19 protein-coding genes are annotated in these 20,436 nt (G+C 65.3%); 12 read left to right on the top strand and 7 right to left on the bottom strand.

Going from position 1 to position 20,436, the window contains the following annotated elements; genetic code table 11:
• Positions 1 to 3 precede the first annotated feature (3 nt).
• The 4 genes from XH80_RS21205 to dnaK form a co-directional block, all read right to left on the bottom strand.
• Positions 4 to 582, bottom strand: coding sequence for an NADPH-dependent FMN reductase (locus XH80_RS21205; protein WP_057752117.1), 579 nt, complete (start codon positions 580 to 582; stop codon positions 4 to 6).
• 57 nt (positions 583 to 639) lie between these two features.
• Positions 640 to 1,239, bottom strand: a complete 600-nt coding sequence (locus tag XH80_RS21200) for a class I SAM-dependent methyltransferase (RefSeq protein ID WP_057752113.1) — start codon at positions 1,237 to 1,239, stop codon at positions 640 to 642.
• Between the two features lie 92 nt (positions 1,240 to 1,331).
• Positions 1,332 to 2,468, bottom strand: a complete 1,137-nt coding sequence (dnaJ, locus tag XH80_RS21195) for a molecular chaperone DnaJ (protein WP_271600245.1) — start codon at positions 2,466 to 2,468, stop codon at positions 1,332 to 1,334.
• Between the two features lie 243 nt (positions 2,469 to 2,711).
• On the bottom strand, positions 2,712 to 4,613 hold the full coding sequence (dnaK, locus tag XH80_RS21190) for a molecular chaperone DnaK (protein ID WP_057752106.1): 1,902 nt from the start codon (positions 4,611 to 4,613) through the stop codon (positions 2,712 to 2,714).
• A gap of 397 nt (positions 4,614 to 5,010) precedes the next feature.
• Here dnaK and XH80_RS21185 point away from each other — a divergent pair, with 397 nt between their 5' ends.
• Entirely contained in the window at positions 5,011 to 5,949 is a 939-nt protein-coding gene (locus XH80_RS21185) for a hypothetical protein (RefSeq protein ID WP_271600244.1), read from the top strand.
• 131 nt (positions 5,950 to 6,080) lie between these two features.
• Positions 6,081 to 6,803 carry a bifunctional nicotinamidase/pyrazinamidase gene (gene pncA, locus XH80_RS21180; protein ID WP_271600243.1) on the top strand — a complete coding sequence of 241 codons (723 nt, stop codon included), beginning with the start codon at positions 6,081 to 6,083 and terminating at the stop codon, positions 6,801 to 6,803.
• A 121-nt stretch (positions 6,804 to 6,924) separates the two neighbouring features.
• Here the strand turns inward: pncA and grpE are convergent, their stop codons facing one another.
• Together grpE and hrcA are read right to left on the bottom strand one after the other, a co-directional pair.
• On the bottom strand, positions 6,925 to 7,530 hold the full coding sequence (grpE, locus tag XH80_RS21175) for a nucleotide exchange factor GrpE (protein ID WP_057752368.1): 606 nt from the start codon (positions 7,528 to 7,530) through the stop codon (positions 6,925 to 6,927).
• Between the two features lie 98 nt (positions 7,531 to 7,628).
• Positions 7,629 to 8,717 (bottom strand): heat-inducible transcriptional repressor HrcA, encoded by a 1,089-nt coding sequence (gene hrcA / locus XH80_RS21170; protein ID WP_057752098.1) that lies wholly within the window; start codon positions 8,715 to 8,717, stop codon positions 7,629 to 7,631.
• 182 nt (positions 8,718 to 8,899) lie between these two features.
• Between hrcA and rph the strand changes: the two genes are divergently transcribed.
• From rph to hemW, 3 genes are read left to right on the top strand one after another with little or no spacing between them, the layout of a single operon-like run.
• Positions 8,900 to 9,613, top strand: a complete 714-nt coding sequence (gene rph, locus XH80_RS21165; protein ID WP_220003677.1) for a ribonuclease PH — start codon at positions 8,900 to 8,902, stop codon at positions 9,611 to 9,613.
• A gap of 11 nt (positions 9,614 to 9,624) precedes the next feature.
• Positions 9,625 to 10,260 carry an RdgB/HAM1 family non-canonical purine NTP pyrophosphatase gene (gene rdgB / locus XH80_RS21160; protein WP_271600242.1) on the top strand — a complete coding sequence of 212 codons (636 nt, stop codon included), beginning with the start codon at positions 9,625 to 9,627 and terminating at the stop codon, positions 10,258 to 10,260.
• Positions 10,247 to 11,404, top strand: coding sequence for a radical SAM family heme chaperone HemW (hemW, locus tag XH80_RS21155; protein WP_271600241.1), 1,158 nt, complete (start codon positions 10,247 to 10,249; stop codon positions 11,402 to 11,404). The genes rdgB and hemW overlap by 14 nt, the downstream gene beginning before the upstream one ends.
• A 214-nt stretch (positions 11,405 to 11,618) precedes the next feature.
• On the opposite strand, the gene XH80_RS21150 is transcribed toward hemW, so the two are convergent.
• A complete protein-coding gene (locus XH80_RS21150) occupies positions 11,619 to 12,854 on the bottom strand; it encodes a penicillin-binding protein activator (protein ID WP_271620236.1) in 1,236 nt (411 codons plus the stop codon).
• 350 nt (positions 12,855 to 13,204) lie between these two features.
• Between XH80_RS21150 and rsmI the strand changes: the two genes are divergently transcribed.
• The 7 genes from rsmI (at position 13,205) to XH80_RS21115 (ending at position 20,417) form a co-directional block, all read left to right on the top strand.
• On the top strand, positions 13,205 to 14,155 hold the full coding sequence (rsmI, locus tag XH80_RS21145) for a 16S rRNA (cytidine(1402)-2'-O)-methyltransferase (protein WP_271600240.1): 951 nt from the start codon (positions 13,205 to 13,207) through the stop codon (positions 14,153 to 14,155).
• Positions 14,142 to 14,579 (top strand): YraN family protein, encoded by a 438-nt coding sequence (locus XH80_RS21140; RefSeq protein ID WP_057752079.1) that lies wholly within the window; start codon positions 14,142 to 14,144, stop codon positions 14,577 to 14,579. Before rsmI ends, XH80_RS21140 begins: the two co-directional genes overlap by 14 nt.
• A gap of 10 nt (positions 14,580 to 14,589) precedes the next feature.
• Positions 14,590 to 15,534, top strand: a complete 945-nt coding sequence (gene gshB, locus XH80_RS21135) for a glutathione synthase (protein ID WP_057752077.1) — start codon at positions 14,590 to 14,592, stop codon at positions 15,532 to 15,534.
• Positions 15,535 to 15,994: 460 nt separating this feature from the next.
• Complete coding sequence (cpaB, locus tag XH80_RS21130; RefSeq protein WP_271600239.1) at positions 15,995 to 16,813, top strand: Flp pilus assembly protein CpaB; 819 nt, start codon at positions 15,995 to 15,997, stop codon at positions 16,811 to 16,813.
• A gap of 10 nt (positions 16,814 to 16,823) precedes the next feature.
• Positions 16,824 to 18,341, top strand: coding sequence for a type II and III secretion system protein family protein (locus XH80_RS21125; RefSeq protein ID WP_271600238.1), 1,518 nt, complete (start codon positions 16,824 to 16,826; stop codon positions 18,339 to 18,341).
• Positions 18,342 to 18,393: 52 nt separating this feature from the next.
• Positions 18,394 to 19,128 (top strand): CpaD family pilus assembly protein, encoded by a 735-nt coding sequence (locus XH80_RS21120; protein ID WP_271600237.1) that lies wholly within the window; start codon positions 18,394 to 18,396, stop codon positions 19,126 to 19,128.
• Entirely contained in the window at positions 19,125 to 20,417 is a 1,293-nt protein-coding gene (locus XH80_RS21115; RefSeq protein ID WP_271600236.1) for an AAA family ATPase, read from the top strand. Before XH80_RS21120 ends, XH80_RS21115 begins: the two co-directional genes overlap by 4 nt.
• Positions 20,418 to 20,436 lie beyond the last annotated feature (19 nt).

Genomic DNA, 20,436 nt, shown 5'->3' with positions numbered 1-20,436 from the left:
ACCTCACATCAAGCGTTGGGAAATATCGATCAACTGCCGCACCATCTCCCGCATGGAGTCGATATCGCCCTGACCCTTGAGCCTGTCCATATCGTCATAGGCCTGGTCGGCAAAGGCGAGCGTGAACTGGCTTGCGATCACATTGGCGTGGCAGGAGGTCAGGATCAGGCGCAACGCCTGCAGCGCGCGAGCAGCTCCAAGCCGGCTCTGCGACGCACCGGCGAGCGCGAAGGCGCGGTTGCGGAAGACGTCGCCGCGCGCCTCGTGCAGATCGTGCACGCGGCTGACCCAGTCGATCGCGTTCTTGAGCAGCGGCGGCACCGAAGCATTGTATTCGGGCGAGACCAACAGCACGCCGTGATGCGCGCCGATCATGCGCTTGAGATTGATGGCATGCTTCGGGATGCCCGATTTGGCCTGGAGATCGCCGTCGTAGATCGGCAGCGGAAAATCGGCGAGCGAGATGCGGGTGACGTCGACGCCGGCCTGGGCGATTTCATAAGCGAGGACCGCCGCCAGCTTCACATTGTGCGAGCCGGTGCGCAGCGAGCCGGGAATGACCAGGATCTTCGGAGCGGACATCCTCTTCCATACGTTCGGCGAAACAAGCCCGCCGTGCAAAGGAAGACGCCGGCGGAATTAGTCCTTGCGATACACCCAGACGCGGGCCGGCGGAAGGTTCATCCAGATCCGTTCCGAGGCCTCTGTGGACACGCCGGGCAGCGATTTCGGGATCGGCGGCACCACCGCATAGGTGAACTGGACGAAGGGCGCGCCGGGCGCGAGCGCCGCGAAGGCATCGCGAATCAGCCGAAGCCGCGTCAGCATCGGTTTTGTGACGAGCGGCAGGCCGGAGACCACCGCACTCGCCGGCGCGCTCAGCACGTTCCAGAGCGTGTCGCGCAGGCGATAGGCATCGCCCTGCACCACCTTGGCCTGCGGATAACGGTCACGCAGCAGCGCGCAGAAGCCGGGATTGTATTCGACGAGAACGAGACGCTTCTGATCGACGCCGCGCTCGACCAGGGCCGAGGTGATAGCGCCCGTGCCGGGCCCGAGCTCGACCACCGGAGCATCCGAATCGACGTCGACATAATGCGCCATGGTCCGCGCGAGCAGCTTGCCCGAGGGCATCACCGCGCCCATGTGGAGGGGCTTTTCAATCCACGATCTGAGGAAGCGCACCTCGTCATCGAGACGGGGCTTCTTCAACGCACGCGCGGACGACGGCAATGGCATGTCTGGACCGGACGGGACGAGACCGCGTGACCGCGGCTGTCAGAAAATGGTCATAAAGACGTATAGGCCGAAGTCGATACGGTCAAGCCGGCTCAGTTCGCCCGATTACCGAAGAAATCCTTGACCTTGGCGAAGAAGCCCTCGGATTCCGGCTGGGTGTTGCCGGAGGAGAGCTTTTCGAACTCGGCCAGCAATTCCTGCTGCTTCTTGGTGAGGTTCTGCGGGGTCTCGACCACGACCTGGACGTACATGTCGCCCATCTGGCGCGAGCGCAGCACCGGCATGCCTTTTGATGCGATGCGGAATCGACGGCCGGACTGGGTTCCGGCGGGCACCTTCACCTTGGCCTTGCCCTTCTCGATGGTGGGCACCTCGAATTCGCCGCCGAGCGCGGCCGTGACCATCGAGATCGGCACGCGGCAATGCAGGTCGGCGCCGTCGCGCTGGAAGAACTGGTGCTGGGCCAGCGACAGGAAGATGTAGAGGTCGCCGGGCGGACCGCCGCGCACCCCGGCCTCGCCTTCGCCGGCGAGCCTGATCCTGGTGCCGTCCTCGACGCCCTGCGGAATGTTGACCGACAGCGTTCGCTCGCGAGTGACGCGCCCCTGGCCCGAGCAGGACGGACAGGCGTCCTCGATCATCTGGCCGCGGCCCTGACAGCCGGGGCAGGTGCGCTCGAGGGTAAAGAAGCCCTGCGACTGCCGCACGCGCCCTTGCCCGCCACAGGTCGAGCAGGTCTTCGGCTTGGTGCCGGCCTTGGCGCCGATACCCGAGCAGGCCTCGCAGGTGACCGAGACCGGAATCTCGATCTGCGCGGTCTTGCCGCCGAAGGCTTCCTCGAGGGTGATTTCCATGTTGTAGCGCAGGTCGGCGCCACGCTCGCGGCCGCCGCGGCCGCGCTGCCCGGCCATGCCGAACAGATCTTCGAAAATGTCGGAGAAGGAGGATGCAAAGCCCGCGCCGAATCCGGCACCGCCGCCACCAGGGCCACCCTGCTCGAACGCGGCATGGCCGAAGCGGTCATAGGCGGCGCGCTTGTCCTTGTCCTTCAGGACCTCGTAGGCCTCGTTGATTTCCTTGAACTTGACTTCGCTGGTCTCATCCCCGGGATTGCGGTCGGGATGGAATTTCATCGCCAGCTTGCGGAACGACGATTTCAGCTTGCTCTCGTCGGCCGTGCGATCGACTTCGAGGGTTTCGTAGTAGCAGCGCTTGGTGGACGTGGACATGTCTGACTCAGGTCTATCCGATCGCGATTCAAGTCGGTGCGAAACAACGTCGCCACGCGACGATATAGGCAGCCTTCGGCATCACTGCAGAGGGCTGCATGGCAGCGTTGAGCATAAAGGCTGGGAATTGATTGATCGTAACGGGCCTACCCGCCCGCCCCGACACGAAAGCCTCCCCCCTGAGGGGGGAGGCCGCTTCAGCGTGTGGGGTCCAAGCCGTCCGCATCATGACCCTCGCGGGGCTTATGCGGACTTCTTGTTGTTCTTGTCGTCGTCGACTTCGGTGAATTCCGCGTCGACGACGTCGTCCTTCGCAGCGTCCTTGGCCGCGTCGGCCTCGGCCTGCTGCTTGTACATGGCCTCGCCGAGCTTCATCGAAGCCTGGGCCAGCGTGTTGGTCTTGGCCTTGATCGCCTCGGCATCGCTGCCCTTCAGCGCTTCCTTGAGGTCGCTGACGGCGTCCTCGATGGCGCGGCGCTCGGTCTCCGAGACCTTCGAACCGTGCTCGGCCAGCGCCTTCTCGGTGGAGTGCACCAGCGCGTCGGCATGGTTCTTGGCATCGACCGCCTCGCGGCGCTGCTTGTCGGCCGCGGCGTTGGCCTCGGCGTCCTTGACCATCTTGTCGATGTCGGCTTCCGACAGACCACCAGAGGCCTGGATGCGGATCTGCTGCTCCTTGCCGGTGGCCTTGTCCTTGGCCGAGACGTTGACGATGCCGTTGGCGTCGATGTCGAAGGTCACCTCGATCTGCGGCATGCCGCGCGGAGCCGGCGGAATGCCCATCAGGTCGAACTGGCCGAGCATCTTGTTGTCGGCCGCCATTTCACGCTCGCCCTGGAAGACGCGGATGGTGACGGCATTCTGATTGTCTTCAGCCGTCGAGAACACCTGGCTCTTCTTGGTCGGGATCGTGGTGTTGCGGTCGATGATGCGGGTGAACACGCCGCCCAAGGTCTCGATGCCCAGCGACAGCGGGGTCACGTCGAGCAGCAGCACGTCCTTGACGTCGCCCTGGAGCACGCCGGCCTGGATCGCAGCGCCGATCGCCACGACTTCGTCCGGGTTGACGCCCTTGTGCGGCTCCTTGCCGAACAGCTGCTTCACGACTTCCTGGACCTTCGGCATGCGGGTCATGCCGCCGACCAGAACCACTTCGCCGATCTCGCCGGCGGTGACGCCGGCATCCTTCAGCGCCTTGCGGCAGGGCTCGATGGTCTTCTGCACGAGGTCGTCGACCAGCGCCTCGAACTTGGCGCGGGTGAGCTTCATCGTCAGATGCTTCGGGCCGGTCTGGTCCGCGGTGATGAAGGGCAGGTTGATCTCGGTCTGCGTCGTCGACGACAGCTCGATCTTGGCCTTTTCAGCGGCTTCCTTCAGGCGCTGCAACGCAAGCTTGTCGTTGCGCAGGTTGATGCCCTGCTCCTTCTGGAACTCGTCCGCGAGGTAGCCCACGAGGCGCATGTCGAAGTCTTCGCCGCCGAGGAAGGTGTCGCCGTTGGTCGACTTCACCTCGAACACGCCGTCGCCGATTTCGAGAATGGAAATATCGAACGTGCCGCCGCCGAGGTCGTACACGGCGATGGTGCCGGCCTTGGTCTTGTCGAGGCCATAGGCCAGCGCAGCCGCGGTCGGCTCGTTGATGATGCGCAGCACTTCAAGGCCCGCGATCTTGCCGGCATCCTTGGTGGCCTGGCGCTGGGCGTCGTTGAAGTAAGCGGGAACGGTGATAACAGCCTGGTCGACCTTCTGGCCGAGATGGGCTTCCGCGGTCTCCTTCATCTTCTGCAAGATGAACGCCGAGACCTGCGAGGGCGAGTAGGTCTGGCCGTCGGCCTCGACCCAGGCGTCGCCGTTGGAAGCCTTCACGATCTTGTACGGAACGAGCTTCTTGTCCTTCTCGACCATCGGGTCGTCGTAGCGGCGGCCGATCAGGCGCTTCACTGCGAAGAACGTACGCTCCGGATTGGTCACGGCCTGGCGCTTGGCAGGCTGGCCGACGAGGCGCTCACCGTCGTCGGTCACGGCGACGATCGAAGGCGTCGTGCGCATGCCCTCGGAATTCTCGATGACTTTGGCGTTCTTGCCGTCCATTACGGCGACGCACGAATTCGTGGTGCCGAGGTCGATCCCAATGACCTTTCCCATGGTCCTGATATCCTTCTTTTTGCGGCAGGTTGGCTGGGCCCAGAAGGCACCCGAACCGAAACCCCCTAAGATCAAACATTCGCGATATTGCGATGGTTGAGGCTCATATAGGAGGGGGGGAGGGGCCCGCAAGGACCGAACGCAACTTTGGGCCGTGAAAACATTGGGTTTTGGAAGATCGTATCCGCCCCTCCAGCCCTTGCGGGTGAGGAAATATTAACGGGTTCGGAGATCGACCGGCCGCCCGTCGCCATCAGCGGCCCGGCCCTGTTACCGGGGCGCCAAACCCGCTAAAAGGCGGCCGGCCGGACAGCTTCGCCATGGGGCTGCTTCGCGCGATAAAGCGGCCCAAAGGCCGACCATCGTACGGCCTCAATGTGAACCAAACAGAGTGCCCATGAAGCTGACCCGCTCCCTCGCTGCGCTGGCCCTCCTCGTCGCCACGGCATTTCCGGCGCTCGCCGCCGATGCCGTCTATCCGCCCGGCTTGCGTCTCGGCATGGTGCCTCTGGTCGGCCTCAGCAAGGCCAAGACCTTTCCGGGCTTCGAGAGCGAGGATGGCAGCGTCAAGGTGCTGATCACCGAGCTGCCGCCGGCGGCCTATAACGAAGTCGTCAGCGCCTTCAACGCCAATCCGGCCGGCGCCAATGGCGTCAAGCCGGACAAGATCGAGACATCAGCGGGCCTTGCGTATTTTACCACCGAAAGTGCCAAGGCTGGCGACACGCTGGTGAAGCGCTATTCGATGATCGTGCCGGGCACCGGCTTCTCCGGCTATGTCGCGGTGCAAATCCCCGAGAACGCTTCGAAGATCTACACCGACGAGGCGGTGCGGCAGATGTTTGCGACTGCCGTCATCCGCAAGGAGGTGTCGGCTGACGAGCAGATCGGGCTGTTGCCGTTCAAGATCACCGATCTCGCCGGCTTCAAGGATATCCGCACGCTGGTGCCGGGCTCGAGCATCATCCTGGCCGATGGCAATGAGAGCTCGGGCTATGAATCCAAGCCGTTCATGATCCTCGGCCTGATCGGCGCCACCCCGCAGGCCGCCGACGACCGCGCGCGCTTCGCCCAGGAGGCGGCGCTTCAAATCGCCGGCTTGCGCGAAACCAAGGTCACTATGTCGGAGCCGATCCGCATCAACGGCCAGCCGGGCTTCGAGACCCGGATCGACGGCGTCAGCGGCAGGGACAAGATCCCGGTGACGGTGGTGCAGTGGATCCGCTTCGGCGGCGGCACCTCGCTGCGCATCATCGCCAGCGCCCCGCGCGACCAGTGGTCCGACGCCTTCACCCGCTTCCGCGCCGTGCGCGACGGCATCCAGCCGAAGGGGTAGAAAACGGGGGGCTGACAGCCCAACCACTCACCAAACCCGGCCGCATTTTCGGGCTTTCGTTCGTACACGAACGGAACTAGGCTTGCCTGCATTGGATCAGGTTTTGGATCATCCTGGAGGGGAGGCGGACGATGCTTAATCGACGACAGATCTTGGCCGCGATGGGAACGACGGCGCTTGTGGCCCTTGCTCCATCGGCACTGTTTGCAGCAGCTGCGATCAAGCCGGACGACAGCTCCGCGCTGCTCGTGATCGACGTGCAAAACTGCTTCCTGCCGGGCGGCAGCCTTGCGGTGAAGGAAGGCGAGCAGGTCGTGCCCGTCATCAATAAAATGGCGAAGGCATTTTCGAACGTGGTGATGACGCAGGACTGGCACACGCCCGGCCACATCTCGTTCGCGTCGGTGCATTCCGGCAAGAAGCCGTTCGAGACCATCGACCTGCCCTATGGCAAGCAGGTGCTGTGGCCCGACCATTGCGTGCAGGGCACCGAGGGCGCCTCGCTGTCGAAGGATCTCTCGATCCCGCAGGCCGAGCTCATCATCCGCAAGGGCTTTCACAAGGACGTCGACAGCTATTCGGCGTTCCTCGAAGCCGACGGCAAGACAACGACCGGCCTTGCCGCCTATCTGAAGTCGCGCAAGATCAAGCGCGTCTTCGTCGCGGGTCTCGCCACGGATTTCTGTGTCGCCTGGACCGCGCTCGATGCGCGCAAGGCGGGTTTTGAGGTCTATGTCGTGGAGGACGCCTGCCGCGGCATCGACACGCAGGGCTCGCTGGCCAAGGCCTGGGCCGACATGGCCAAGGCCGGCGTGAAGCGGATTCAGTCGAGCGATATTGCGTTGAGCGCGTAAGACTGGACGATCGTCATTCCGGGGCGGCTCGCAGAGCCGAACCCGGAATCTCGAGATTCTCAGGTGCGCAATTGCGCACCGTAGTTCGATGCTGCGCATCGCCCCGGAATGACTTCATCGCTCAGTTCGCCTCGTTGCTGTTCGCAGCAGGCGCGGCCTTTGCGCCGCCCTTGGCGACGCCGACCAGCGCCGGCCGCAGCACGCGCTCGCCGATGGTGTAGCCGGCCTGCATGACCTGCACGACGGTGCCCGTGGGCACCGACGCATCGGGCACTTCGTACATCGCCTGATGGAAGTTGGGGTCGAACTTCTGACCCTGGGGATCGAGCTTCTTCACACCATGCTTTTCCAGTGCGTTGAGCAGCGAACGCTCGGTGAGCTCGACGCCCTCGATCAGCGCGGTCAGACCGGGATCGGCGGCGGCGCGCGCCTCGGCCGGAACGGCGTCGAGCGCGCGCTGGAGATTGTCGGCGATCTCGAGCACATCGCGGGCAAAGCCGGTGATGCCGTAGAGTCGGGCATCGGCGACCTCCTTGGTGGTGCGCTTGCGCAGGTTTTCCATCTCGGCCAGCGTCCGCAGCATGCGGTCACGGGCCTCGGCGGCTTCCTTCTGCAACGTCTCCACCGAACCCGGCTCGGGATCGTCGGGCATGATGTAGGGCTTTGACACCACGGGCTCGCCGGTCGCGGCAGTCGTGTCTTCGGGTTGCCGGGTTGGATCGGTCATCGGCTGCTTCTCGAACTCGCTCAAGGGGAGGTTTTCTGGCCCGGATATCGTGCTTCGGGCGCTGAAAATCAAGCGCCCGTGATCGGCTCAAATGCCGGTCAGCCTCCCACCAGGCGACTGACGATACGGGCGGCGTAATCCACGGTCGGGATCACGCGGGCATAATTCAGCCGCGTCGGCCCGATCACGCCCAAAACGCCGACGATGCGGCCGGCGGCATCCCGGTAGGGCGAGATGATGGTGGAAGAGCCCGATAGCGAAAACAGCTTGTTCTCGCTGCCGATGAAGATCCTGACACCTTCAGCGGTTTCGGCGCGCCCGAGCAGGTCGATCACGCCGCGCTTGGTCTCGAGATCGTCGAACAGCAGCCTGACACGCTCGAGATCCTCCAGCGCATGCAGATCTTCCAATAGATTGGCATGGCCGCGGACGATGAGCTGACGGTCCTCGTTCTCGCCGCCCGACCAGCTCGCGATCCCGGCCGAGATCACCTTTTGGGTCAGCTGATCGAGCTCGGCGCGAGCTTCCGCGAGCGCGGTTTCCAGCTCGAGCCGCGCCTCGGCGAGCGTGCGGCCGCGGATCCGCGCGTTGAGGAAATTGCCGGCTTCAGTGATGGCCGAGGAGGGAACCCCCGGCGGCAGCGTCAGCACGCGGTTTTCGACCTGGCCGTCCTCGCCGACCAGGATCACCAGCGCCTGCTCGGGTTCCAATCGGACGAATTCGATGTGCTTCAGCCGCGTATTGGACTTCGGCGTCAGAACGACGGCTGCGGTGCGGGTGAGGCCGGACAGCCGCGTCAGCGCCTGGTCCAGCGCCGCCTCGACCGATTGGGCCTGGCCGACCGAGGTCAGCTGGCTCTGGATCGACTGCCGCTCGGCCTCGTTGAGGTCGCCGACCTGCATCAAGGCGTCGACAAAGAAGCGCAGGCCGAGTTCCGTCGGCAAGCGGCCGGCCGAGGTGTGCGGCGCATAGATCAGCCCGAGCTGTTCCAGATCGGCCATGACGTTGCGGACCGAGGCCGGCGACAGCGGCATCGCGATCAAGCGGGAAATGTTGCGCGAGCCAACCGGTTCGCCAGTCGCGAGATAGCTTTCGACAATTTGACGAAAGATGTCGCGGGAGCGCTCGTTGAGCTGGGCGAGGCCTGCGCGCGGCGCGATCAGATGGATCGGATCGTGATGGGCCACAGACGGTAACTCCTCTCAGATGCACATAATTTGTCCATCCAGGACGGTTCTGACAAGCGTCGCGTTTGCGGGGTGGATATCGGGGGGTGAAAAAGCCTTGCTGCCCACCCTGACCCCACCTACAAGCACCGCGAACAGCCCTACCCCACAAGTTCTAGACCATGAGTTCTGGAGGATTTCCCATGCGGCCAAGCCGCCGTGCGCCCGACGAATTGCGCCCCGTGACGCTGGAGCGCGGCGTGGTCAAATATGCGGAAGGCTCCTGCCTGGTGAAATTCGGCGACACCCATGTGCTCGTCACCGCCACCCTGGAAGACCGCCTGCCGCCATGGCTGAAGGGCCAGGGGCGCGGCTGGGTCACCGCCGAATACGGCATGCTGCCGCGCGCCACCTCCGAACGCACCCGCCGCGAAGCCTCCGCAGGCAAGCAGAGCGGCCGCACCGTCGAGATCCAGCGCCTGATCGGCCGCTCGCTTCGCACCATCGTCGATCTCGAAGCGCTCGGTGAGCGCCAGATCACGGTCGATTGCGACGTGCTGCAGGCCGACGGCGGCACCCGCACCGCCTCGATCACCGGCGCCTGGGTCGCACTCGCCGATTGCATCAACTGGATGAAGGCGCGCAACATGGTCAAGGCCAACGTGATGCGCGACAACGTCGCCGCGATCTCCTGCGGCATCTACAACGGCACGCCGGTGCTCGATCTCGACTATGCCGAGGATTCGGAGGCCGAGACCGACGCCAATTTCGTCATGACCGGCGATGGCCGCATCATCGAGGTGCAGGGCACCGCGGAACGCGAGCCGTTCACGCAGGACGAGTTCCTGAAGCTGATCGCTCTCGCTCAAAAGGGCATCGCGCGGCTGGTGGACTTGCAGAAACTGGCTGTCGCGTAGTCAATAGGCCCATGCACCGCCGAATCACCGGAAAGCTCGTCATCGCCACCCACAATCCCGGCAAGCTCGCCGAGATGAAGGAGCTGCTCGCGCCTCACGGCATCGAGGTGGTGTCGGCCGGTGAGCTCGGCCTTTCCGAGCCTGACGAGATCGGCAACGACTTCCGCAGCAATGCCGCGATCAAGGCGATCGCGGCGGCGCAGGCGACCGGGCTGCCTGCTTTCGCCGACGATTCCGGCATCGTGGTCGACGCGCTCGATGGCGCACCGGGCATCTACAGCGCGCGCTGGGCCGGTCCAAACAAAGACTTCGGCGCCGCGATGGCGCAGATCGAGCGCCTGTTGCAGGAGCGCGGTGCCATCAAGCCCGACAAGCGCAAGGCCCATTTCGTCTCCGCGCTCTGCGTCGCCTGGCCCGATCATCATCTCGAAGAGGTCGAGGCGCGCGTCGACGGCACGCTGGTATGGCCGCCACGCGGCACTTCCGGCTTCGGTTACGATCCGATGTTCCTGCCCGACGGTCATACGCGCACTTTTGGCGAGATGGAGAGCATCGAGAAGCACGGCCTGCCGCCGCTCGGCCTCGGCCTGTCGCACCGCGCCCGCGCCTTCGTGAAACTGGCGGAGATCTGCCTTGAGCCGCGCTGACAAGGATGCGTTCGGCGTCTACGTGCACTGGCCGTTCTGCCTGTCGAAGTGCCCCTATTGCGACTTCAACAGCCATGTCCGCCACGCAGCGATCGACGAGGCGCGCTTTGCTTCGGCCTTTGCGCGCGAGATCGCGACGACCGCCGCGCGCGCACCCGGCCGCGAGGTCACCTCGATCTTCCTCGGCGGCGGCACGCCGTCGCTGATGCAGCCGGCCACCGTCGGCGCCGTGCTGGAGGCCATCGCCAAGCACTGGAGCGTCGCCAACGATGTCGAAGTCACGCTGGAAGCAAACCCGACCAGTGTGGAAGCCACGCGCTTTGCCGGCTATCGCTCGGCCGGCGTCAATCGCGTCTCGCTCGGCGTGCAGGCGCTTGACGACGCCTCGCTGAAAGCGCTCGGCCGCATGCATAGCGCGCGCGAAGCGCTCGATGCCGTCGCCATCGCGCGCCGCTCGTTCGATCGCTACTCGTTCGACCTGATCTACGCCCGCCCCGACCAGACGCCGGCGATGTGGGCGGAGGAGCTGCGTCTCGCCATCGGTGAAGCGGCCGAGCATCTGTCGCTCTATCAGCTCACCATCGAAGAGGGCACGCCGTTCTTCGGCCTGCACCAGGCCGGCAAGTTGAAGACGCCGGACGAGGCGGTTGCGCGCGCGCTCTACGACGTGACGCAGGAGACCTGCGACAGGCTGGGGCTGCCCGCCTACGAGATCTCCAACCACGCACGGCGCGGCGCCGAGTGCCGGCACAATCTGGTGTATTGGCGCGGCGAGGAATATGCCGGCATCGGCCCCGGCGCCCATGGCCGCCTCGACATCGACGGTATCAGGCACGCCACCGCCACCGAGAAGCGCCCGGAAGCCTGGCTGATGCGGGTCGAGACCAATGGCGACGGCGTCGTCACCGACGATCTCCTCAACAGCGAAGAACGCGCCGACGAATTTTTGCTGATGGGGTTGCGTTTGGCCGAAGGTATCGACCCCGAGCGCTACAAGGCCCTCTCGGGCCGACCGCTTGACCCCAAGCGCATCTCGCTGCTGCGCGAGGAAGGCGCAATCACGGTCGATGCGACGGGCCGCTTGCGCGTGACCAGCAGCGGATTTCCGGTGCTCGATGCCGTGGTCGCGGATCTCGCGGCGTAGCGAGATCTCGTAGGGTGGGCAAAGGCGCGCCCTTCGCGCGCCGTGCCCACCATGTCTCTCGACCTTTAGGCGTCAAAGGCGCATTCTTGTGGACGTTCATCTGGTCTTTCCTTGGAACGTTGAAGCTTCGCAACCTCAGCTTCCTCGGTTCAGACCAGATGGACAACCTCCTGAAACACCAAAGCTAACCCACCCTACGGCACCGTCGTGCTGGCTACGCCCCAAAGCTCTTCGGCGAGCCCGCGACCGCAACACCGCCCCCTGTCGTCACCTTCATCACCGCAAGTCCGCGCTCGTTGGTGCCGTCGGCACGGAAGCGGAACAGGCCGTCGATGCCGGCGAAACCCGAGGGATTGGTGAGCACGTCGGACGAGAAGCGCGTGGTGCCTTGCGTGCGCGCGAGCGCGGCGACCAGCGCCACCGCGTCATAGGCAAGCGTCGCGGTCCGGATCGGCTCGGCGCCGTATTTGGTGCGATAGCGGCCGGAGAAGGCGCGAAAGCCGGCCGGATCGGGCGCGGCGTAGAGTCCGCCTTGCAAGTTTGGGCTGGCATAGACACGCGGACTGTCCCACAGGCCGGTGCCGAGCAACTGGATGTTGCGCAAATTCGCGCCGGCCGCGGTCATCGCATCGGCGACCGCAACCACGGCATCGCCGTCATCGGCAATGAACAGCGCATCCGCACTGCCGAGCTGCTGCGCCACTGATCGCGCCGGCGTGGCACGATCGGCGCCGTATTTCTCGAATGCGACGATGCGCCCGCCGCGCCTGGGCACGGCTGCCTTCACCGCGGCTTCGACCACGTTGCCATAGGCGTTATCAGGCACCAGCACGGCGACCGAGCGTTTTCCGATGCTGGCGGAATATTCGATGATGCGATTGACGTCGGATTCCGGCAGGAAGCTCAGCAGATAGACGCCGCGGCCGGCGATGCTGGAATCGGTCGAGAAGGCGATCACCGAAATGCCGCGCGTGCGCGCGACCTGGGCCACCGCCGGCACCGACTGCGCGAACAGCGGTCCCAGAATGATCTCGGCGCCTTCATCCACCGCCTGCTGCGCGCCGGCTTGGGCGCCCTGCGGGCTGCCATTGTCGTCCTTGATCAGGAGCTGGATGTTCGGGTTCTGGAACTCGGCCAGCGCCATCTCGGCGGCATTGCGCATGGATTGCGCCGCGAGCCCGGCATTGCCGGCGGCCGAGAGCGGCAGGATAACGGCGACCTTCACGCCGCCGGTGCCGGCGGTCGTCCCCTGCTGCGGCGGACCGGCCGGCTGGGCCGGCGGCGGCGAGGAGCTCGAGAAGGGATTGGAGAACTGGCTGAGGCTTTGCTGCACACCGGCGCAGGCGGACAATAGCGGCGTGCCGAGCAGCAGGCCAAGCGCACTCCGCCGGGTCGCCCCTGACATCAGGCGCCCCTGGACGGGAGACTTCAGATCACGCGGGCCCACCATCTCAGCTTCTCTTCTGACCGGCCGCTCGCGCCAGTCACGATACTCTTTCCGCGACACAGGGTGCGGATTCAGGCATATTGTCGGCAAATAGTTAACCAAAACAAAAGGATAATGACCGCTTAACGCGATCCTCCTCCTTTCCTGGCTTGCTGTCCGCCGTCCGTCACGAAAGCATCAAGACGCCGTTTCCGCCGCGAATATGGCGCTGACGCTCCACTCCCTCTGGAATGTGATGCCGGATGGATCACATTCCAGTCCTTCCTCGCCCCGCTTCAATATCCCAGCCAGGCATGATCTTTTTCGAGGGGCCGGTTCCCAGCCCCTGACATCATGCCTAAGTTCATCTCATTATGCGCGCAAAGCCGGCCCCGATAAATACGACTGAAGCCACTGACGCCGCCTCGCGCGGGTTCTCCATCGATGCCCACCGGCTGGTGGCACCGAAGCTGCCGGCCGGCCTCTATCTGGTGGCGACCCCCATCGGCAATCTCGGTGACATCACGCTGCGCGCGCTGCAAACGCTGGCCGCCGTCGACATCATCGCCTGCGAGGACACAAGGATCACGCGGCGGCTGACCGAGCGTTACGACATCGCGGCGCAGCTCAAGCCATATCACGAGCACAATGCCGAGGCCGCGCGGCCCAGGATCCTGGAGGCGCTCGCGGCCGGCGGCTCGGTCGCGCTGGTGTCGGACGCCGGCACGCCGCTGATTTCCGATCCCGGCTACAAGCTGGTGCGGGAGGTCTGCGCCGCCGGTCATGTGGTCTATGCGCTGCCCGGTCCCTCCTCGGTGCTGGCGGCGCTGTCGGTCGCGGCGCTGCCGACCGACCGCTTCTTCTTCGAAGGCTTCCTGCCGGCGAAATCCGCCGCGCGGCGCTCGCGCCTCGCCGAGCTCGCCCGCATCGATGCGACGCTGGTGATGTTCGAATCCGGCAACCGTGTGCAGGATACGCTCGCCGAGCTCTCTGAAATCATGGGTGCGCGCGAGGCCGCGATCTGCCGCGAGCTGACCAAGCTGCATGAGGAGATTTCGCGCGCAACGCTGAGCGAGCTCGCGCGCGCGGCCGACACGCTGGAGACGCGCGGCGAATTCGTGCTGGTGATCGCCCCGCCTGCCGCGGATGCCGACGTGCTGACCGCGGACGCGCTGGACGATCTGTTGCGCACACAGCTCGCCACCCACAGCGTCAAGGATGCGGTTGCGCATGCCGTCGCACTCTCGGGGCGGCCGCGCCGCGAGGTTTATGCCCGCGCGCTCGAGCTCGCCAAGGACTTGCGGAGCGGCGATGACGAGGATTAAGGGCGTCCAGGAATCTGAACAAGAACCTGAACAGGAACCCAAACGGGAACCGAAGATCGCCTCGCCCGAGCGCGTCGCCGCGTTCCGCACCGGAATCTCCGCCGAGAGCCGTGCGGCAGCCTACTTGATGGCGAAGGGCTACCGCATTCTCGCAAAACGCTACCGCACGGCGCATGGCGAGATCGACCTCGTGGCGCGCCGCCGCAACCTGATCGCCTTCGTCGAGGTCAAGGCGCGCGCCAGCCTCGACGAGGCCGCCTATGCGGTGACGCCGCGCCAGCAGCGACGCATCATCGATGCCGCGCAGGGCTGGCTTGTCGCGCATCCCGAGCATGCGGAATTCGAATTGCGATTCGATGCCATGCTGATTGCGCCGCGATCGCTTCCGCGCCATGTGTTGGCGGCATTCGACGCCTCGACCTGAAAGGCAGACCATGAAACTCAACATCGCCGTCCAGATGGACCCCATCGCCCGCATCAACATCAAGGGCGATTCCACCTTTGCGCTGCTTCTGGAAGCGCAGAAGCGCGGCCACGGCCTGTCCTATTACACCCCCGACAAGCTCTCGATGGTCGGCGAGGAGATCGTCGCGCCGGTGCAGCCGCTGACGGTGCGCGACGAGCCTGGCGATCATTTCACCCTCGGCGAGCCCAGGCGCGAGGCGCTGAACGGCTTTGACGTGGTGCTGCTGCGCCAGGACCCGCCATTCGACCTCGCCTACATCACCTCGACGCATCTGCTCGAGCGCATCCATCCGAAGACGCTGGTCGTCAACGATCCCGCTTCGGTGCGCAACGCGCCCGAAAAGCTGTTCGTGATGAATTTTCCGCAGCTGATGCCGCCGACCCTGATCTCGCGCGACCTGGAGGAGATCAACGCGTTCCGCGACAAGCATGGTGCCGTGGTGATGAAGCCGCTGCACGGCCATGGCGGCGCCGCGGTGTTCCGCGTGATGCCGCAGGACATGAATTTCGGCTCGCTGTACGACATGTTCTCGGTGACGTTCAAGGAGGCCTGGGTGATCCAGCAGTTCATCCCCGAGGTGAAGCATGGCGACAAGCGCATCATCCTGGTCGATGGCGAGTTCGCCGGCGCGGTCAACCGCGTGCCGGCGACCGACGACCTCCGCTCCAACATGGTGCGCGGCGGCGCGGCCAAGGAGACCGAGCTGACGCCGCGCGAGCGCGAGATCTGCGCCACCGTGGGACCTGCGCTACGCGAGCGAGGCCTGCTATTCGTCGGCATCGACGTCATCAACGGCAACCTCACCGAGATCAACGTGACCTCGCCCACCGGCATCCGCGCCATCGCGCGGCTCGGCGGGCCTGACGTGGCGGCGAAGATCTGGGACGTGATCGAGCAGAAGCGGGCGAAGTAGCTTCGTAACCCGAAGCGCGAAACCATCCCCGTCACCCTGAGGTGGCCGCTTCTTCAGCGGCCCTCGAAGGGCGACGGCCCAGCTCTCTCCTCGCATCAGCGGTGGTCGTTCATCCTTCGAGGCTCACCTTGCGATGCGTCGCATCGCAAGCCTCGCACCTCAGGATGACGGATTGCCCACCGTAGTCTCCATGACCGCGCGGCGTCACCCGCTCGCTCGCTAACCACCCATTCACCATGACGCCCCGCGTTCTCATCCGAACGCGGCAGCAAACCCGCGTGTTTCTACGGGCCATCGCGCCACCGGGATAACTTGGCATTCACCATCTGCCCAAAACCCGCGATGTCACTGGCCGTCACACTCGGCCTCGCAACACCCCTTATACTTTTACTCCCTACTCATCGATGCCTGGGGAACCCGCCACGTGCGGTCCGAGTGCCCCGCGTAAGAGTAGAAGCGTATGAACACCGCACGCATTGTCGTTCTCGTCATTGCGCTCGGCGCCGGCGGCGTCGCTGCGTATCTGGCCAGCGGTTACGACAACAAGCCCGCGCCTGTTGTCCCTGTCGTCGAGAAGCTGCCGACGGTCGATGTGCTCGTCGCCAAATCCGACATCCAGCTCGGCCAGGCGGTCAAGGCCGAGGATCTGCAATGGCAGACCTGGCCGCAAGCGACCGCCAGCAGCGCCTTCATCCGCCGCGACAGCAGGCCCGACGCCCAGACGCAGATCGCCGGCTCGATCGCGCGCGTGCCCTTGATGCAGGGCGAGCCGATCCGCGAGCAGAAGCTCGTCAAGGCCGACGGCTCCGGCTTCATGGCCGCGATCCTGCCCTCCGGCATGCGGGCCGTATCGACCGAGATTTCAGCAGAGACCGGCGCCGGCGGCTTTATCCTGCCGAACGACCGCGTCGACATCGTCCTGACGCGCCGCCTGAAGAATCCCGACGGCCCCAACGGCCAGACCGGCGGCAATGACCTCGTCCTGTCGGAAGTCATCCTGACCAACATCCGCGTGCTCGCGATCGATCAGGCGCCGAAGGAAAAGGACGGCCAGAACGCCGTGCTCGGCAAGACCGTGACGCTCGAGCTCCGGCCCGACCAGGTCGCGACGCTCTCGGCCTCGCGCCAGGGCGGCACGCTGACGCTCGCATTGCGCAGCATTGCCGATGCCAACGCCTCCGACGGCGGACCGGAAGAACAGGCACTCAAGCAGCGCCAGACCGGCGTGAACGTGATCCGCTACGGCGTACAGGCGCGGCAGCTGACGTCACAGAAGTGATGGAGACATGATGAACTACGGGGATGATTGGACGGGCGTGCGCATTCGGGGGAAGCGCGCAAGCTCGTTCTGGGCAGGGGCTGTCATGCTGCTGGGGCTGGTCGCAGCCCCGGACCTCGTCCGCGCTGCGGATGCGCCGGTCGGAGACCAGGTGCCGATACAGGCGCCGGACCTCGGCGTGGCGCCGGTTGCAACCATTGCGTCGGCAAGGACGCGCTCGCTGTCGCTTGGCGTCGGCAAGTCGGTCGTCATCGACCTGCCGCGCGAGGTGAAGGACGTGCTGGTGGCCGACCCCAAGATCGCCAATGCGGTGATCCGCTCGTCGCAGCGCGCCTATATCATCGGCGCCCAGGTCGGTCAGACCAACGTGGTGTTCTTCACCGCCGACGGCCAGCAGGTCGCCTCCTACGACATCGCGGTGAAGCGCGATCTCAATGGCATGCGCACGGCGCTGCGCGCTTCCCTGCCCGGCGTGCAGATCGAGGGCGTCGGCGACAGCGTGATGCTGACCGGCTCGGTGGCGAGCCCGGTCGAGGCCCAGCAGGCCGGCGACGTCGCCGCAAAGCTCGTCGGCGGCGCCGACAAGGTCGTCAACAACATCGTCGTGCGTGGCCGCGACCAGGTGATGCTGAAAGTCGTGGTCGGCGAAGTCCGCCGCGACATTGTCAAGCAATTGGGTGTCGACCTCAGCGCCAGCCTCAATGCCGGCACCGCGGTCGTGAACTTCAACAATTCGAACCCGTTCTCGGTCTCCGGCGGTCCCCTGGTCAGCAGCAACGGGCTCGGCGTCACCGGCCTCGCCAAGGGCGTTGCCACCGTGAACGCCACCATGCGCGCGATGGAAACCGCAGGCGTGATGCGCACGCTGGCCGAGCCGAGCCTGACCGCGATCTCGGGTGAATCGGCGACCTTCATTGCCGGCGGCGAATTCCCGATCCCCGGCGGCTATGCCTGCGATCCGGTCACCCATGTCTGTACCACCCAGGTCACCTACAAGAAATTCGGCATCTCCCTGAACTTCACCCCGGTCGTGCTGAGCGAGGGCCGCATCAGCCTGCGCGTGATGACCGAGGTCTCGGAGTTGTCGAACACGAATGCGATCACATTGACCCAGGCGGTGTCCGGCAGCACCAACAACTCGATCACCATCCCCTCGGTCCAGACCCGCCGCGCCGAGACCACGCTGGAAATCCCGTCGGGCGGCTCGATGGCGATGGCCGGCCTGATCCAGCAGCAGACCAAGCAGGCCGTCAACGGCCTTCCCGGCGTCGACCAGATCCCGATCCTCGGCGCGCTGTTCCGCAGCCAGGACTACGTCAACAACGAGACCGAGCTGATGGTGATCGTGACGCCCTATGTGGTGCGCGCGGTCGCCCAGAAGGAATTGTCGCGGCCCGATGACGGCTTCGCGCCCTCCTCGGATGCGCAATCGGCGCTGCTCGGGCGCATGAACCGGCTTTACGGCATCGCGCGCCGCGTCGATCCGATCGACGGCGACAGGGGCGATTTCGGCTTCATCATCGACTGACACGGACGGTTCGGGGACCGGGGCGAGACACGGGGCAAGAGGGGACCAGGCGATGACGAAGACATCAGATCGACGTCGCAATTTGCGCATCGCGCTCGCGCTGACGGGGCTGTCCGTCTTGCTCGGGGCCTGCAACACCACGGGCGAGGTCGTCACCACGCAGACGGTGCCGACCGACTACCGCATGCGTCATCCGATCGCGGTGCAGGAAGGCAAGCGCTCGATCGTGATCTTCGTCGGCAAGGCGCGCGGCGGTCTGTCGGCCGCGCAGCACGCCGACGTGATGGGCATCGCCCAGGACTGGGTCCGCGAGGGCAGCGGCTCGGTCGTCGTCGACGTGCCGATCGACACCGCAAATTCGCGCGCAGCTGCTGCGACCTATCACGAGATCCGCACTGTTCTGGGCAGCGGCGGCGTACCGTCGCGCGCCATCGTCCAGCATTCCTATCGCCCTGAAGATCCCGGCCTGCTGCCGACCATCCGCCTGAGCTATTCCAAGATCACTGCGGTCGCCGGTCCTTGCGGGCTGTGGCCCGAGGACGTGGGTCCGTCGATTCTCGATCCCGGCTACAACGAGAACCGGCCCTATTTCAATTTCGGCTGCGCCAGCCAGCGCAACCTTGCGGCCATGATCGACAACCCCGCCGATCTCGAGCAGCCGCGCGCGGAGACGCCGGTCTATACGGCGCGGCGTGACATCGCTTTCGACCGCTACCGCAAGGGCAACCCGACCGCGACCACCTATCCCGAGTCTGACAAGGCCAAACTCAGCGACACAGGCAAATGACTGAGATCCACGACGACGAAGAGACGGACGATCCGCGCCACCCCGAGGACCACATCGCGCCGGTTCCCCGCATCTCGGTGCAGGCCTTTTGCGAGACCGAGCAGACGCTCGCCGCGGTGACCGCGGCCGGCCAGGATCGCCGTCTCGCCAAAGCGCATCTCACCGCCAAGAGCGGCGGACTTGCCGCGGCCATCGAAGTCTATGACACGATGCCGACGCCGAACGTCATCGTGATCGAATCCGACGGCACGCGCGACATCCTCGAAGGTCTCGACGACCTCGCCGGCGTCTGCGATCCCGGCACGCGCGTGGTCGTGATCGGCAATCCCGGCGACACCGCGCCCTATCGCGAGCTGGTGCGGCGCGGCGTCAACGACTACGTGGTCGGGCCGGTCGAGACCATCGACGTGGTGCGCTCGATCTGCAGCCTGTTCTCGGCCTCGGAAGCCATCATCACCGGCCGCATCATCGCGGTGGTTGGCGCCAAGGGCGGCGTCGGCGCCTCCACGGTCGCACACAACGTGGCCTGGACCATCGCGCGCGACCTCGCGCTCGATTCGGTCGTGATCGACCTCGACCTCGCCTTCGGCACCGCCGGGCTCGACTACAACCAGGATCCGGCGCAGGGCATCGCCAATGCGGTGCTGTCGCCTGACAGGCCCGACACAGCGCTGATGGAGCGCCTGCTCGCCAAATGCACCGAGCATCTCAGCCTGCTTGCGGCGCCCGCCGCACTCGATCGCGTCTATGATTTCGGCGCGGAAGCGTTCGATGCGATCTTCGACACGCTGCGCATGACCACGCCCTGCATCGTGCTCGACATTCCGCATCAATGGTCGGCCTGGACCAAGCGCGCCCTCGTCAACGCCGACGACATCGTCATCGTGGCCGAGCCGGATCTCGCCAATTTGCGCAACACCAAGAACATGCTGACGGTGCTGAAAGCGGCGCGGCCGAACGACCGGCCGCCGCTCTACTGCATCAACCAGGTCGGCATGCACAAGCGCGCCGAGATCGAGGTCAAGGCGTTCGCCAAGACCATGGAAAGCCAGCCGCTCGCGGTGATTCCGTTCGATTCGAAACTGTTCTCGACCGCGGCCAATAACGGCCAGATGATCGCGGAGGTCTCCAAGAGCCACCGCACCACCGAGCTGTTCCAGATCATGGCCAACCGGCTCGCCGGGCGCGGCGAGGTGAAGAAACCGAAGCGCTCGCTGCTCGGACCGCTGCTGAAGAAGCTGAAGGGCAAAACCGGGCGCGGATCCGCGCCGCATCGCAAGGCGTCGTAGGCATCAAACAGCGGCGGCG

Source organism: Bradyrhizobium sp. CCBAU 45384, assembly GCF_028128665.1.
GTDB lineage: Bacteria > Pseudomonadota > Alphaproteobacteria > Rhizobiales > Xanthobacteraceae > Bradyrhizobium > Bradyrhizobium manausense.
Note: the sequence above shows the minus strand (reverse complement) of the source record. Positions and strands in the feature narration are given on the sequence as shown.

What these genes read in the sequence shown, in the direction of transcription:
- XH80_RS21205 (WP_057752117.1), bottom strand. Translation starts at nt 582, where the DNA reads ATGTCCGCTCCGAAGATCCTGGTCATTCCCGGCTCGCTGCGCACCGGC.
- XH80_RS21200 (WP_057752113.1), bottom strand. Translation starts at nt 1,239, where the DNA reads ATGCCATTGCCGTCGTCCGCGCGTGCGTTGAAGAAGCCCCGTCTCGAT.
- dnaJ (WP_271600245.1), bottom strand. Translation starts at nt 2,468, where the DNA reads ATGTCCACGTCCACCAAGCGCTGCTACTACGAAACCCTCGAAGTCGAT.
- dnaK (WP_057752106.1), bottom strand. Translation starts at nt 4,613, where the DNA reads ATGGGAAAGGTCATTGGGATCGACCTCGGCACCACGAATTCGTGCGTC.
- XH80_RS21185 (WP_271600244.1), top strand. Translation starts at nt 5,011, where the DNA reads ATGAAGCTGACCCGCTCCCTCGCTGCGCTGGCCCTCCTCGTCGCCACG.
- pncA (WP_271600243.1), top strand. Translation starts at nt 6,081, where the DNA reads ATGCTTAATCGACGACAGATCTTGGCCGCGATGGGAACGACGGCGCTT.
- grpE (WP_057752368.1), bottom strand. Translation starts at nt 7,530, where the DNA reads ATGACCGATCCAACCCGGCAACCCGAAGACACGACTGCCGCGACCGGC.
- rph (WP_220003677.1), top strand. Translation starts at nt 8,900, where the DNA reads ATGCGGCCAAGCCGCCGTGCGCCCGACGAATTGCGCCCCGTGACGCTG.
- rdgB (WP_271600242.1), top strand. Translation starts at nt 9,625, where the DNA reads ATGCACCGCCGAATCACCGGAAAGCTCGTCATCGCCACCCACAATCCC.
- XH80_RS21150 (WP_271620236.1), bottom strand. Translation starts at nt 12,854, where the DNA reads ATGGTGGGCCCGCGTGATCTGAAGTCTCCCGTCCAGGGGCGCCTGATG.
- rsmI (WP_271600240.1), top strand. Translation starts at nt 13,205, where the DNA reads ATGCGCGCAAAGCCGGCCCCGATAAATACGACTGAAGCCACTGACGCC.
- XH80_RS21140 (WP_057752079.1), top strand. Translation starts at nt 14,142, where the DNA reads ATGACGAGGATTAAGGGCGTCCAGGAATCTGAACAAGAACCTGAACAG.
- gshB (WP_057752077.1), top strand. Translation starts at nt 14,590, where the DNA reads ATGAAACTCAACATCGCCGTCCAGATGGACCCCATCGCCCGCATCAAC.
- cpaB (WP_271600239.1), top strand. Translation starts at nt 15,995, where the DNA reads ATGAACACCGCACGCATTGTCGTTCTCGTCATTGCGCTCGGCGCCGGC.
- XH80_RS21125 (WP_271600238.1), top strand. Translation starts at nt 16,824, where the DNA reads ATGAACTACGGGGATGATTGGACGGGCGTGCGCATTCGGGGGAAGCGC.
- XH80_RS21120 (WP_271600237.1), top strand. Translation starts at nt 18,394, where the DNA reads ATGACGAAGACATCAGATCGACGTCGCAATTTGCGCATCGCGCTCGCG.
- XH80_RS21115 (WP_271600236.1), top strand. Translation starts at nt 19,125, where the DNA reads ATGACTGAGATCCACGACGACGAAGAGACGGACGATCCGCGCCACCCC.